This is a genomic window from Streptomyces sp. NPDC096136 (genome assembly GCF_044763325.1).
Taxonomy (GTDB): domain Bacteria; phylum Actinomycetota; class Actinomycetes; order Streptomycetales; family Streptomycetaceae; genus Streptomyces.
Map to the genome: position 1 here is coordinate 21,873 of NZ_JBIWFZ010000021.1, position 12,208 is coordinate 34,080.

At 73.9% G+C, this 12,208-nt stretch carries 11 protein-coding genes and 1 tRNA gene; 7 read left to right on the forward strand and 5 right to left on the reverse strand.

What is annotated here, in order from left to right:
* The first annotated feature begins 221 nt into the window (after positions 1-221).
* Positions 222-306, forward strand: a tRNA-Leu gene (locus ACIRBY_RS31220).
* A 146-nt stretch (positions 307-452) separates the two neighbouring features.
* Here ACIRBY_RS31220 and ACIRBY_RS31225 read toward each other — a convergent pair.
* From ACIRBY_RS31225 to ACIRBY_RS31240, 4 genes are all read right to left on the reverse strand, one after another.
* Positions 453-1,892, reverse strand: a complete 1,440-nt coding sequence (locus tag ACIRBY_RS31225; RefSeq protein WP_403906925.1) for an amino acid permease — start codon at positions 1,890-1,892, stop codon at positions 453-455.
* Positions 1,893-2,112: 220 nt separating this feature from the next.
* A complete protein-coding gene (locus ACIRBY_RS31230; RefSeq protein WP_403906928.1) occupies positions 2,113-3,663 on the reverse strand; it encodes an APC family permease in 1,551 nt (516 codons plus the stop codon).
* 39 nt (positions 3,664-3,702) lie between these two features.
* Positions 3,703-4,650, reverse strand: coding sequence for a hypothetical protein (locus ACIRBY_RS31235; protein ID WP_403906930.1), 948 nt, complete (start codon positions 4,648-4,650; stop codon positions 3,703-3,705).
* Between the two features lie 699 nt (positions 4,651-5,349).
* Positions 5,350-7,005, reverse strand: a complete 1,656-nt coding sequence (locus ACIRBY_RS31240; RefSeq protein WP_403906933.1) for an FAD-binding dehydrogenase — start codon at positions 7,003-7,005, stop codon at positions 5,350-5,352.
* An 85-nt stretch (positions 7,006-7,090) separates the two neighbouring features.
* On the opposite strand from ACIRBY_RS31240, the gene ACIRBY_RS31245 reads away from it, so the two are divergent.
* From ACIRBY_RS31245 to ACIRBY_RS31270, 6 genes are all read left to right on the forward strand, one after another.
* Positions 7,091-7,633 (forward strand): NUDIX hydrolase, encoded by a 543-nt coding sequence (locus tag ACIRBY_RS31245; protein WP_403906936.1) that lies wholly within the window; start codon positions 7,091-7,093, stop codon positions 7,631-7,633.
* A 20-nt stretch (positions 7,634-7,653) separates the two neighbouring features.
* Entirely contained in the window at positions 7,654-8,052 is a 399-nt protein-coding gene (locus ACIRBY_RS31250) for a DUF202 domain-containing protein (protein WP_366453972.1), read from the forward strand.
* Entirely contained in the window at positions 8,049-8,369 is a 321-nt protein-coding gene (locus ACIRBY_RS31255) for a DUF202 domain-containing protein (RefSeq protein ID WP_403906939.1), read from the forward strand. Before ACIRBY_RS31250 ends, ACIRBY_RS31255 begins: the two co-directional genes overlap by 4 nt.
* A gap of 169 nt (positions 8,370-8,538) precedes the next feature.
* Positions 8,539-9,447, forward strand: coding sequence for an MBL fold metallo-hydrolase (locus ACIRBY_RS31260; protein ID WP_403906942.1), 909 nt, complete (start codon positions 8,539-8,541; stop codon positions 9,445-9,447).
* 113 nt (positions 9,448-9,560) lie between these two features.
* The gene (locus ACIRBY_RS31265) at positions 9,561-10,586 is read left to right on the forward strand and encodes a phosphotransferase family protein (protein WP_403906945.1); all 1,026 of its coding nucleotides are present in this window, start codon (positions 9,561-9,563) and stop codon (positions 10,584-10,586) included.
* 12 nt (positions 10,587-10,598) lie between these two features.
* Positions 10,599-11,813, forward strand: coding sequence for an acyl-CoA dehydrogenase family protein (locus ACIRBY_RS31270; RefSeq protein ID WP_403906947.1), 1,215 nt, complete (start codon positions 10,599-10,601; stop codon positions 11,811-11,813).
* Here ACIRBY_RS31270 and ACIRBY_RS31275 read toward each other — a convergent pair.
* Positions 11,804-12,184 carry a MerR family transcriptional regulator gene (locus ACIRBY_RS31275; protein ID WP_403906949.1) on the reverse strand — a complete coding sequence of 127 codons (381 nt, stop codon included), beginning with the start codon at positions 12,182-12,184 and terminating at the stop codon, positions 11,804-11,806. The genes ACIRBY_RS31270 and ACIRBY_RS31275 overlap by 10 nt on opposite strands.
* Positions 12,185-12,208 lie beyond the last annotated feature (24 nt).

Here is a 12,208-nt window from a genome sequence, read left to right on the forward strand (position 1 = left end):
CTAGCTTGAGGTGCTAGTGCCCTTTATCGGGCGTGGGGGTTCAAGTCCCCCCTCGGACACACAGTGAGAAGGACCCCGCTCCGGCGGGGTCCTTCCGCGTTTCCGGCAGGGCTTGCGGCGGCCGGGAGCGGGCGGTCGGGGGGTGGCGCGGGAGCCCCCGGAATGTTTGGTAATGTTTCACCTGTCGCCACGGCCCGCGAGGCCGCAACGACACACACCCGGTCCGGGTGGCGGAATGGCAGACGCGCTAGCTTGAGGTGCTAGTGCCCTTTATCGGGCGTGGGGGTTCAAGTCCCCCCTCGGACACACAGTGAGAAGGACCCCGCTCCGGCGGGGTCCTTCTTCGTTTCCGGCCGGAGGCCGTGGACCGGCGGGTGGGGGCCCTGAAAAGGCGGAGGGCCCCCGGGCGGGCCGGAGCCCGTCCCGGGGGCCCCTGGGGCCCGTGGAGGACGTCAGTCGCGCGAGGCGGCGATCTCGTTCACCCTGCGGCGGACCAGGAACCAGCCGCCGACCAGGGCCGCGGCGATGCCCGGGAGGATCATCACCGTGGTGCGGCCGACGCCGCCGTCGCACCACATCAGCACCAGGACGGTCACCAGGAAGACCAGGGTGACGATCTGGGTGTACGGCGCCCAGGGCAGCTTGTACCCGGGGCGCTCGACGAGGCCGTTCTGCGCGCGGCGCCAGAAGAACAGCGAGCAGATCATGACCATGGCCCAGGTGCCGAGGATGCCGATGGAGGCCAGGTTGAGGACGATCTCGAAGGCCTCGCCGGGCATCCAGTAGTTCAGACCGACGCCGGCGACGCCGAAGGCGGCGGTGAACAGGACGCCGCCGTAGGGGACCTTGCCCTTGTTCATGACGCCGGTGAACTTCGGGGCGGAGCCGGACATGGCCATCGAGCGCAGGATCCGGCCGGTGGAGTAGAGGCCGGAGTTCAGGCTGGACAGGGCCGCCGTCAGGACGACCAGGTTCATGATGCCCGCGGCGCCGGGCACGCCCAGCTTGTCGAAGACCGTGACGAAGGGGCTCTGGTCGGCCGAGTACTGCGTGTACGGGAGCAGCAGCGCGAGCAGGACGACGGAGCCGACGTAGAAGAGGCCCACGCGCCACATGATCGAGTTGATCGCCTTCGGCATGATCTTCTCGGGGTTCTCGGTCTCACCGGCGGCGACGCCGCAGAGCTCGACGGAGGCGTACGCGAAGACCACGCCCTGGATGACCAGGAGCATCGGGAGCACGCCGGACGGGAAGATGCCGCCGTGGTCGGTGATGTTGGCCAGGCCCGGGGTGTTGCCGCCGATGTCGTGGCTGGTGGCGACGAGGTAGATGCCGACGATCAGGAAGACCGCCAGGGCGGCGACCTTGACCAGGGAGAACCAGAACTCCATCTCGCCGAAGTACTTCACCGAGATCAGGTTCGCGGTGAGGACCACGGCCAGGGCGATGAAGGCGAGCACCCACTGCGGGATGTCGGTGAACATCGACCAGAAGTGCGCGTAGGTCGCGGCTGCGGTGATGTCGGCCACGGTGGTGGTCGACCAGTTCAGGAAGTACAGCCAGCCCGCCGTGTAGGCGCCCTTCTCCCCCATGAACTCGCGCGCGTACGAGACGAAGGCGCCGGAGGAGGGGCGGTAGAGGACGAGCTCCCCGAGGGCCCGGACGACGAAGAAGGCGAAGACGCCGCACACCGCGTAGGCGATGGCCAGGGAGGGGCCGGCGCCGGCGAGGCGGCCGCCGGCGCCGAGGAACAGGCCGGTGCCTATCGCCCCGCCGATGGCGATCATGTTGATGTGGCGGGACTTGAGGTCCTTGCTGTAGCCCTCGTCACCGGCGTCGACATGGCGGGAGGACGCCTCGGCGGGGGCCTCGGTCAAGGTGCGGTCACTCATATACGACTTCGCCTTCGTGGGTCGGACAGGCAGGCCCGAAGCCGCGCGCGGGGGAGCTGGGTGGTGTCCCCCGTGCCGCGTTCCGGTGATTTTGTCGCCCCAGGAGACCATGAGCCTCCGCCCCCCGCCAAAATCAGCCACTGCGCACCGAAGCCGCCGGTGACCTTGGAAACGGTCGCCGGGGGCTACTGGGGGGTGCGAATACGAGGGCCGCGGGGCTTCAGGCGCCCGGCCCGGCCTCCGCGGCCTGGTCGAGGCGGAAGGCCTCGTTGCCCAGGCCGATCCGGGCGTGCGCCTCGGGCCGGCGGGCCTTGAGCACCAGCCCGTGGGCCAGCCCGGCCACCGCGGCCACGCCGATGATCGCGGGCAGCACCCAGCTGAGCGCGGAGCCCTCCTCGGCGGCGACCAGGACGGCGAAGTCCTTCACGGTGTAGACGGCGATGCCGACCAGGGCCACGCCGGCCAGGCCCGCCGCGACGAGCCTCCAGACCTGGGCGCCGGCGGCGCCCCGGCGGACGAAGAAGGCGATGACGGCGAAGGAGGACGCGGCCATCAGGACGGTCACGCCGAGGGCGCCGACGCTGCCCATCCAGGTGAACAGGTGCAGGACGGGCGCGGTGGGGTCGCCGGCCGGGGAGCCGTCGGTGAGGGCGAAGGCGAGGACGACGAGGGCGGCGACCACGGTCTGGAGCAGGGAGCCGGTGGCGGGGGCGCCGGTGCCGGGGTTGGTGCGGCCGAAGCGGGCGGGGAGCAGTCCCTCGCGGCCCATGGCGAAGGCGTAGCGGGCGACGACGTTGTGGAAGCTGAGCATGGCCGCGAACATGCCGGTGACGAAGAGCACGTGCAGGACGTCGGTGAAGCCGGCGCCCAGGCGGCTCTGGGTGAGGTCGAAGAGCAGGGCGGGGCCGGCGTCGGCGGCCGCCCCGGTGATCCGCGAGGGGCCGGTGGCCACGCTGAGGGCCCAGGCGCTGAGGGCGAAGAAGAGCGCGACGAAGCCGACGGCGAGGAACATCACGCGGGAGACCACGATGTGCGGCTTGCTGGTCTCCTCGGCGTAGACCGGGGACTGCTCGAAGCCGACGAAGGCGGCGATGCAGAAGCACAGGGCGGTGCCCAGGCCGGCGCCGCCGAGGCCGGCGGGGTCGAAGGCGCTCAGGGAGAGGCCTTCGGGGCCGGGCTTGCCGAGGGCGGCGAGGTCGAAGACGACGACGAGGGCGCACTCGATCAGCAGCAGGACGCCGAGCACCTTGGCGTTGAGGTCGATCTTCAGCCAGCCGAGGGCGCCGGTGGCGGCGACGGCGAGCAGGGCGGGGATCCACCAGGCGACCTGGGTGTGCAGGTAGGTGGCGAGGAGTCCGGAGATCTCGAAGCCGAGGATGCCGTAGACGCCGACCTGCATGGCGCTGTACGCGACGAGGGCGACGAGCGAGGCACAGGCTCCGGCGGTGGGCCCGAGGCCCCGGGCGATGTAGGCGTAGAAGGCGCCGGCGTTGTGGACGTGGCGGCTCATCTCGGCGTAGCCGATGCCGAAGAGGGCCAGGACGACGCCGAGGATCACGAAGAGCAGCGGCTGGCCTTCGATGCCCATGACCCCGTAGATCGTGGGCATGACACCGGCGACGACCATCAGGGGGGCGCTGGCGGCCAGGACGGAGAGCAGCAGCCCGGCGGTGCCGAGGCGGCCCGCGCGCAGGGCTCGGTCCTGGCCCTTGAAGGTGCGGATCTCGGCCTCGGTGGCGGCGGCCGTCACGGTGGATCTGCCCGTCGGCATGGCAGGGTCCTTTCGGGGGCGACTGGTCGGGGCGGGGGGTCAGGCCGTGCCGAGCGCGGCGCTGCGCGCGGCGAGGAAGGCCTTGGTGGGGTCGCGGTCCGGATAGGACCAGGGGGCGCGGGTGGCATGGGTGCCGATGCGGTGGAAGAGGGCCGCGGCTTCGGCGGGGCGCCCTTCGCAGAGCTTGGCGTGCGCGAGGAAGTTGAGGTCGACGCGGTTGCGCGGGTGGTCCTCGCGCTCCCACTCCAGCCACCAGTCGAAGGCGGAGCGCAGCACCAGGCGGGCACGGCGGCCGGTCCAGTGCTCGACGGCGTCCTCGGGGGCGGAGCGGCCCCGGGCGGCGGCGAGGACGCGGTAGCGCTCGGCGTGGGCGATGACGGGGAGCACGGCGAGCGGGGAGTCGGCCGGGGACTCCTCGGCGGCCCAGGCGGCGAAGTCGTAGACCTCGTGGAGCGGGTCGCGGCCGGCGGCGGGGTCGCGTTCGGCGAGCCGGGCGACCATGAGGTGGTGGGCGTGGTGGTGCTCGCGGTGGCGGGCCCGGACCTGGTCGAAGTGGCGGCTGAAGTCCTCGTCGGGGCCGAAGGCGCGGGAGAGCATGAGCAGGCCGAGCCAGGGGGTGGGGTCGGCCGGGAGCAGGGCGGCGGCGCGGCGGCAGGCCTCGTCGGCGGCCTGGGGGGTGCCCTTGCCGCGCAGGGCGGCCTGGACGGCGGCGCAGGCGAGGAGGGTGGCGGCGTCGGCGCTGCCGGGTTCGGCGAGGAGCCACTCGCGGGCCCAGGCGAGGGCGGAGGGGGTCTCGGCGAGGACGGTGACGCGGTGGCCGCGGCGGTCCCAGTCGTCGCCGGTGGCCGCCAGCAGGCTGCGGGCCCTGGCCCACCGGCCCTGGGTGAACTGGCCGCGTACGGAGACGAGTTCGGAGTCGCAGAGGGCCGGGTCGAAGAGCTGGGCGTCCCGCTTGCGGGCGCGGCCGAGGGGCGGCGGCGGGGACATCCGCGGGTTCCCTCCAGAGCGCGGGCGCGGGTGGACGACGTACGGGGGTACGGATGGGCGGCGTACGGAGGTGCGGGTACGGACGTGCGCGTGCGTGGGTGCGGTGCCGGTGCTGATGGTGCCGGTGGTGATGGTGCGCGCGGCGCGCGGGGCGCGGCCCGATCACTCCGGTGGTCAGTCCGGATGATCACTCACAGCAAACCGGTATGCACAGCTCCGAGTCAAGGTCCGGACCGCCGCGTGGCCGGAATCAACTGGTGCGCGAAGCGGGCAAGTTGGGGCGCATGCGGCGGTTCGAAATGGGTGGGCCGGAGGGTGCAGCCGGTCCACGCGGCGGCCCCGTGACGGGCCTTGGCGGTCGTCGCCCCTTCGAGCCGGCCTGCCCCGGGGAACGGCGCGACCGGCTGGTCGCGGCGGTGCCGAGCGCTGGGAGGACCGCGGCGACCGGGCTGCCGGGCGAGTACGGGACGCCGGGCGGGGCGCTGCCCGTGCCGGGCGGCCGGGCGGTGGCGGCGGACCCGGCCGAGCGGCCGGCGGTGGCGGCGGAGGTGGCGGAGGTACGGATGCCGCGGCTGGCCGAGGGGGACTGGCGGCACGCGGACGACGGGGGCGGGGGTCGCGCCCCCGGGGGCCGGGGTCGCGCCCCGGGGGCCGGGGTCGCGCCCCCGGGGGCCGGGGTCGCGCCTCCGGGGGCCGGGGTCAGGAGACGGCGCGGGCCGCCGCGCGGCCCGCGGCCCGGCCCGAGAAGAGGCAGCCGCCCAGGAAGGTGCCCTCCAGTGCGCGGTAGCCGTGGACGCCGCCGCCGCCGAAGCCCGCCGCCTCCCCCGCCGCGTACACGCCGGGCAGCGGCTCGCCGGAGGGGGTCAGGACGCGGGAGGACAGGTCGGTCTCCAGGCCGCCGAGGGACTTGCGGGTCAGGATCGAGAGGCGGACGGCGATCAGCGGGCCGGCCTTCGGGTCCAGGATCCGGTGCGGGGCGGCGGTACGGATCAGCCGGTCCCCGAGGTAGCGGCGGGCCCCGTGGATGGCCGTCACCTGGAGGTCCTTGGTGAAGGGGTTGGCGATCTCCCGGTCGCGGGCGGTGATCTCGCGCCGGACGGCGGCCTCGTCGAGCAGGTCCTCGCCGGTGACCTCGTTCATCCGGCGTACCAGGGCCGACAGGTCCCGTTCGACGACGAAGTCGGCGCCGCGGTCCATGAAGGCCCTGACCGGCCCTGGTACGGCCTGCCGGGCGCGGTTGACCACCTCGCGGACGGAGCGGCCCGTCAGGTCGGGGTTCTGCTCGGAGCCGGAGAGGCCGAACTCCTTGCCGATGATGCGCTGGTTGAGCACGAACCAGGTGTGGTCGTGCCCGGTGCGCATGATGTGGTCGAGGGTGCCGAGCGTGTCGAAGCCGGGGAAGAGGGGCACGGGCAGCCGCCGGCCCGTGGCGTCCAGCCACAGGGAGGACGGGCCGGGCAGGATGCGGATGCCGTGGCGGGCCCAGATCGGGTCCCAGTTCCCGATGCCCTCGGTGTAGTGCCACATCCGGTCCTTGTTGATGTGGCTGGCCCCCGCCTTCTCCGCGATCCCGAGCATCAGCCCGTCCACGTGGGCCGGGACCCCGGAGAGCATCCGGGCGGGCGGGGTGCCCAGGCGGGCCGGCCACTGGGCGCGCACCAGGTCGTGGTTGCCGCCGATGCCCCCGCTGGTGACGATCACCGCCTGGGCCCGCAGGCTGAAGGAGCCGGTGGTCTCGCGGCCGCTGGCGGCCCCCCGTACGGCGTCCGAGGGCGCCAGGACCTCGCCGGTGACGGTGTCCACCGCGCCGGCGGTCGACGCCAGGCCGGTGACCCGGTGGCGGAAGCGGAGGCTGACCAGGCCGCGGGCCGCCCCGGCGCGGACCCGCCGCTCGAAGGGCTCGACCAGGCCGGGGCCGGTGCCCCAGGTGATGTGGAAGCGGGGGACGGAGTTGCCGTGGCCGTTGGCGTCGTAGCCGCCGCGCTCCGCCCAGCCGACGACGGGGAAGAAGCGCACCCCCTGGGCGTGCAGCCACGGCCGCTTCTCGCCGGCCGCGAAGTCGACGTAGGCCTCGGCCCAGCGGCGCGGCCAGGCGTCCTCCTCCCGGTCGAAGCCGGCGGTTCCCAGCCAGTCCTGGAGGGCGAGGGCGCGGCTGTCCCGGATCCGCATCCGGCGCTGCTCGGGCGAGTCCACGAAGAACAGCCCGCCGAAGGACCAGTGCGCCTGGCCGCCGATCGACTGCTCGGGCTCCTGGTCGAGGAGGATCACCCGGCGGCCCGCGTCGACGAGCTCGGCGGTGGCGGCGAGGCCGGCGAGGCCCGCTCCGATCACGATCACGTCGGCGTCGTAGCCCATGCGTCTGCCCGTCCTCCGGTCGGTGGTGGGGCAGATCCTTTGCTACGGAGCGGTAACCCGTCAACAGCGGTGGTTGGATGGACGGGTGAGCGCAGCGGATGAAGTACTGGACGTGGTGGACCGCGACGACCGGGTGACCGGGCAGGCCCCGCGGGGCGAGGTGTACGCCCGGGGGCTCCTCCACCGGTGTGTGTTCGTGCAGGTCAGGGATGAGCTCGGGCGGGTCTTCGTACACCGCCGGACCGCGTCGAAGCTGGTGTTCCCGGCACACTACGACATGTTCGTGGGCGGGGTGCTGGGCGCCGGGGAGGACTATCCGGGGGCCGCGCTGCGGGAGGCGGAGGAGGAGCTGGGGGTGAGCGGGCTGGAGCAGCCGGCGCCGCTGTTCAAGTTCCTCTACGAGGGCCCGGGCGGGGCCTGGTGGTCGTACGTGCACGAGGTGCGGTGCGCGCTGCCGGTGGCGCCCCAGGAGTCCGAGGTCGACTGGCACGCCTGGCTGGCGCCCGGGGAGCTGGAGCGGCGGGTCTCGGACGGGGGGTGGCCGTGGGTGCCCGACGGGCTGGAGGCGTACCGGCGGCTGCGCGCCTTCCGGGAGGGCGCGGCCCGGCCGCCCGCGCCCCGCGCGTGAAGGGGACGTAAATTGGACAGGTGATCGACTTCGTCAAGGACGTGCGCCTCTGGTTCGCACCGCAGCGGCTGCGCGGCGAAGGCGAGACCCCGGACTACCGCTTCTCCCTGGCCAACGAGCGGACCTTCCTGGCCTGGATCCGGACCGCGCTGGCCCTGGTGGGCGGCGGGTTCGCGGTGGACCAGTTCCTGCCCGACCTGCGCTGGGGGGTGCGGGTCGGGATGTCGCTCGCCCTGCTGGGGGTGGGGGCCGCCTGCGCGCTGCGGGCGGTGCACCACTGGGTGCGGTGCGAGCGGGCGATGCGGCGGGGCGAGGACCTGCCGCTGTCGCCGTTCCCGGTGCTGCTGAGCCTGGGGGTGGGGCTGGTCGCGGTGGCGATGGTGGTGGTCGTGCTGATGGGCTGGACGGACCGGCCGTGACCCGGCCCGGTACGGCCGCCCGGGACGCCGGGCTCCAGCCGGAGCGGACCCGGCTGGCGTGGCGGCGCACCACCCTGGCCTGCTCGGTCACCGCCGTGCTGGCGCTGCGGCAGGCGCTGCGCGGGACCGGGTCGCCGCTGGAGGTGACCGGCGCGTCCCTGATCGCGCTGATCTGGGTGGCGTTCCTGTGGGTGGCGCACCGGCGGATCCGGCAGCTGGCGGCCGCCCGGCCGCCGGTCCTGTCGCACGGGGTGGCGGCGGGGGCGGTGGCGTGCACGGTGGCGCTGGCCGTGTTCGCGATGACCGTGATCGTCTGAGGACCGCGATCGTCTGAGGACCGTGAACGTCTGAGGACCGCGATCGGCTGAGGACCGCGATCGTCTGCGGTCTCCGGCCCCCGAGCCGGGCCGAACCCCGCCCCGCGCCGGGCCCGGAGCGGCTGGCAGGATGCCGAGCACCTGTCACAGCGACCCGGGGAGAGCGCCCATGACCGTCGAGAAGCCGTACGCAGTCCAGCCCGCGGCCGGGGTGTACGCCTACGTCCAGCCGGACGGCGGCTGGTGCCTGAACAACGCCGGCTGGGTCAGCGACGGCGGGCGGACGCTGCTGGTCGACACCGCCGCCACGGAGCGGCGGGCGCTGGCCCTGCGCGAGGCGGTCCTGGCGGCCGGGTCGCCGCTGCCCCGCACGGTGGTCAACACCCACCACCACGGCGACCACACCTACGGCAACGCCGCCTTCGCGCCGGCCCTGATCGTGGGCCACGACAACGCGCGGGCCGAGCAGCTCGCCGCCGGGCACCAGCTGGAGCTGATCTGGCCCGCCACCGACTTCGGCGCGGTGGAGATCACCCCGCCGGACCTCACGTACGACGACCGGCTGACGCTGCACGTCGGGGAGACCGAGGTGCGGGTCCTCCACCCGGGCGTGGCGCACACCACCGGCGACTCGGTCGTGTGGCTGCCCGCGAAGCGGGTGGTGTTCACCGGGGACCTGGTCTTCGCCGGGGGCACCCCGTTCCTGGCGATGGGCTCGCTGGCCGGTTCGCTGCGGGCGCTGGAGCTGCTGCGCTCGCTGGACGCGGAGACGGTCGTCCCGGGGCACGGGCCCCTGACCGACCCGGCGGCGTACGCGGCCACCGAGCGCTACCTGCGGTACGTGGAGGAGCTGGCGCGCGACGGCCGGGACCGGGGGCTGACCCCGCTGGAGACCGCGCGCGGGGCCGACCTCGGGGAGTTCGCGGCCTGGCGGGAGAGCGAGCGGCTGGTGGCGAACCTGCACCGGGCGTACGCGGAGCTGGCCGGGGAGCCGGAGGGCGCCCCGCTGGACATCATGGCGGTGCTGCGGGACATGACGGTGATGAACGGGGGCACGCCCCTCCTCTGCCACGCCTGAGGGAGCGGGTCCGGAAGGGTTCTTCCGGCCCGCCCTATGGACGGCATACCGACTGGTCGGCATGATGGCTCGGGACACCCGTCGTCGACCCGACTTCGTACGGAGGCGCGCCCATGACCCCAGCCGACCCCCGAGGCCTCGATCTGGAGCGGCTGCGCGGCCACCTCGACGCCGCGCGCCCCGGGCTCGCGTCCGGGCCGCTGACCGGCCGGCTGATCGAGGGGGGCCGGTCGAACCTCACGTACGCGGTCACCGACGGCCGGGCCCGCTGGGTGGTGCGCCGCCCGCCGCTCGGCCACGTCCTGGCCACCGCGCACGACATGCGGCGCGAGCACCGGGTGATCGCCGCCCTGCACGGGACGGCCGTACCGGTGCCCGAGCCGCTGCTGCTGTGCGAGGACGAGGAGGTGCTGGGGGCGCCGTTCTACGTCATGGAGCACGTGGACGGCGTGCCCTACCGGACGGCCGGACAGCTCGCGGAGATCGGCCCGGAGCGCACCCGGGGGGCGGTGCTCGGCCTGGTGGACACCCTCGTCGACCTGCACGCGGTGGACCCGGAGGCCGTGGGCCTCGGCGACTTCGGCCGGCCGGAGGGCTTCCTCGACCGGCAGCTGCGCCGCTGGGGCAAGCAGCTCGCCGCCTCGCGCGGCCGGGAGCTCGCCGGGATCGACGCCCTGCACGCGGCCCTGGGCCGGGCGCTGCCCGACTCCCCCGCCCCGACCGTGGTGCACGGGGACTTCCGGCTGGACAACGTACTGATCGGCGGCCCGGACGACACGATCCGCGCGGTGCTGGACTGGGAGATGTCCACGCTGGGCGATCCGCTGACCGACCTCGGGCTGCTGGTGATGTACAGCTCGGACCTGGGCCTGGAGGACTCCCCCGTCAGTACGACGAGCCGGGCGCCGGGGCACCCGGAGCCCGCCGAGCTGATCGGGCGGTACGCCGCCCGCTCGGGGCGGGACACCGGGGCGATCGCCTGGTACACGGCCTTCGCCTGGTTCAAGCTCGCGGTGATCCTCGAGGGCATCCACTACCGCTACACGCTCGGCCAGACCGTGGGCGCGGGCTTCGACCGGATCGGCGAACTGGTCCCGGTCTTCATCGCACACGGTCTGACCACCCTCCAGGAAGGCTGAGGAGCCGCGCAGATGGACTTCGCATTCGACACCCGGACCGAGGAACTCCGCGGGCGGCTGCTCGCGTTCATGGAGGAGTACGTCCACCCGGCGGAAGCCGTCGCCGCCGGGCAGCGCGCGCGGCTGGCCTCGCCCTGGGACACCCCGGCCGTCTTCGGCGAGCTGAAGGCCGAGGCGCGCCGCCAGGGGCTGTGGAACCTCTTCCTGCCCGACCCGGAGTACGGGGCCGGCCTGACCAACCTCCAGTACGCCCCGCTCGCCGAGATCACCGGCCGCAGCCCGCACCTGGCGCCGATGGCCACCAACTGCGCGGCCCCGGACACCGGGAACATGGAGCTGCTCGCCCAGTTCGGCAGCGAGCGGCAGAAGAAGCAGTGGCTGGAGCCCCTGCTGGAGGGGGAGATCCGCTCCGCGTTCGCGATGACCGAGCCCGAGGTGGCCTCCTCGGACGCGACGAACGTCGAGACCCGCATCGAGCGCGACGGCGACGCGTACGTGGTCACCGGGCGCAAGTGGTACATCTCCGGGGCGATGAACCCGGACTGCAAGGTCTTCATCGTGATGGGCAAGACCGATCCGGACGGCGCCGATCCGCGCCGCCAGCAGTCGATGGTCCTGGTCCCCCGCGACACCCCGGGCGTGGAGGTGCGCCGGGCGATGACGGTGTACGGGTACGCGGACCACGACCACGGCGGGCACGCCGAGGTGGTCTTCGACGGGGCCCGGGTGCCGGCGGAGAACCTGATCGGCGAGGAGGGCGCCGGCTTCGCCATCGCCCAGGCCCGGCTCGGCCCGGGCCGGATCCACCACTGCATGCGGCTGATCGGCATGGCGGAGCGGGCCGTCGAGCTGATGTGCCGGCGCGCGGTGGGGCGTACCGCCTTCGGGAAGGAGCTGGCCGCGCAGGGCGTGGTGCAGAACTGGATCGCGGACGCCCGGGTCACCATCGAGCAGCTGCGGCTGCTGGTGCTGAAGACGGCCTGGCTGATGGACACGGTCGGCAACCGGGGCGCGCACACCGAGATCCAGGCCATCAAGATCGCCACCCCGCGCGCGGTGGTGGGGATCCTGGACCAGGCGGTGCAGCTGCACGGCGCCGGCGGGGTCAGCCAGGACTTCCCGCTGGCGGAGCTGTGGGCGGCGGCGCGCACCCTGCGGCTGGCGGACGGCCCGGACGAGGTCCACCAGCGCTCCCTGGCCCACCGCGAGCTGAAGCGCTACCGCTGAGCCGGGGCGCCGGCCCGGCCGGAGGCCGTCTCGATGACCTCGTCCAGTACCTCGCGGGAGCGGACGAGGTCGCCGATCATCCGGTCGATCCGGTCCCGCTCGGCGGCGAGTTCGGCCACCAGGGCGGGGGTGGCGCGCAGGGACGGGCCGCCGTCCTCGTCCCGCATGCAGGGCAGGAGCTGTCCGATCTTGGAGCTGTTCAGCCCGGCCGCGTAGAGTTCCTGGATGCGGATCACCCGGTCCACGGCCCGCTCGGGGAAGTCCCGGTGTCCGCCGGGCGTGCGGTCGGAGGCCAGGAGCCCCTGCTCCTCGTAGTAGCGCAGCGAGCGCTCGCCCACCCCGGTGCGCGCCGCCAGTTCACCGATCCGCATGGTCACCTCATTCGGCCTTGAACC

Excerpts from the sequence above, each read along its gene's own strand:
- ACIRBY_RS31225 (WP_403906925.1), bottom strand. The coding sequence starts at position 1,892 with ATGAGTGACCGCACCTTGACCGAGGCCCCCGCCGAGGCGTCCTCCCGC.
- ACIRBY_RS31230 (WP_403906928.1), bottom strand. The coding sequence starts at position 3,663 with ATGCCGACGGGCAGATCCACCGTGACGGCCGCCGCCACCGAGGCCGAG.
- ACIRBY_RS31235 (WP_403906930.1), bottom strand. The coding sequence starts at position 4,650 with ATGTCCCCGCCGCCGCCCCTCGGCCGCGCCCGCAAGCGGGACGCCCAG.
- ACIRBY_RS31240 (WP_403906933.1), bottom strand. The coding sequence starts at position 7,005 with ATGGGCTACGACGCCGACGTGATCGTGATCGGAGCGGGCCTCGCCGGC.
- ACIRBY_RS31260 (WP_403906942.1), top strand. The coding sequence starts at position 8,539 with ATGACCGTCGAGAAGCCGTACGCAGTCCAGCCCGCGGCCGGGGTGTAC.
- ACIRBY_RS31265 (WP_403906945.1), top strand. The coding sequence starts at position 9,561 with ATGACCCCAGCCGACCCCCGAGGCCTCGATCTGGAGCGGCTGCGCGGC.
- ACIRBY_RS31270 (WP_403906947.1), top strand. The coding sequence starts at position 10,599 with ATGGACTTCGCATTCGACACCCGGACCGAGGAACTCCGCGGGCGGCTG.
- ACIRBY_RS31275 (WP_403906949.1), bottom strand. The coding sequence starts at position 12,184 with ATGCGGATCGGTGAACTGGCGGCGCGCACCGGGGTGGGCGAGCGCTCG.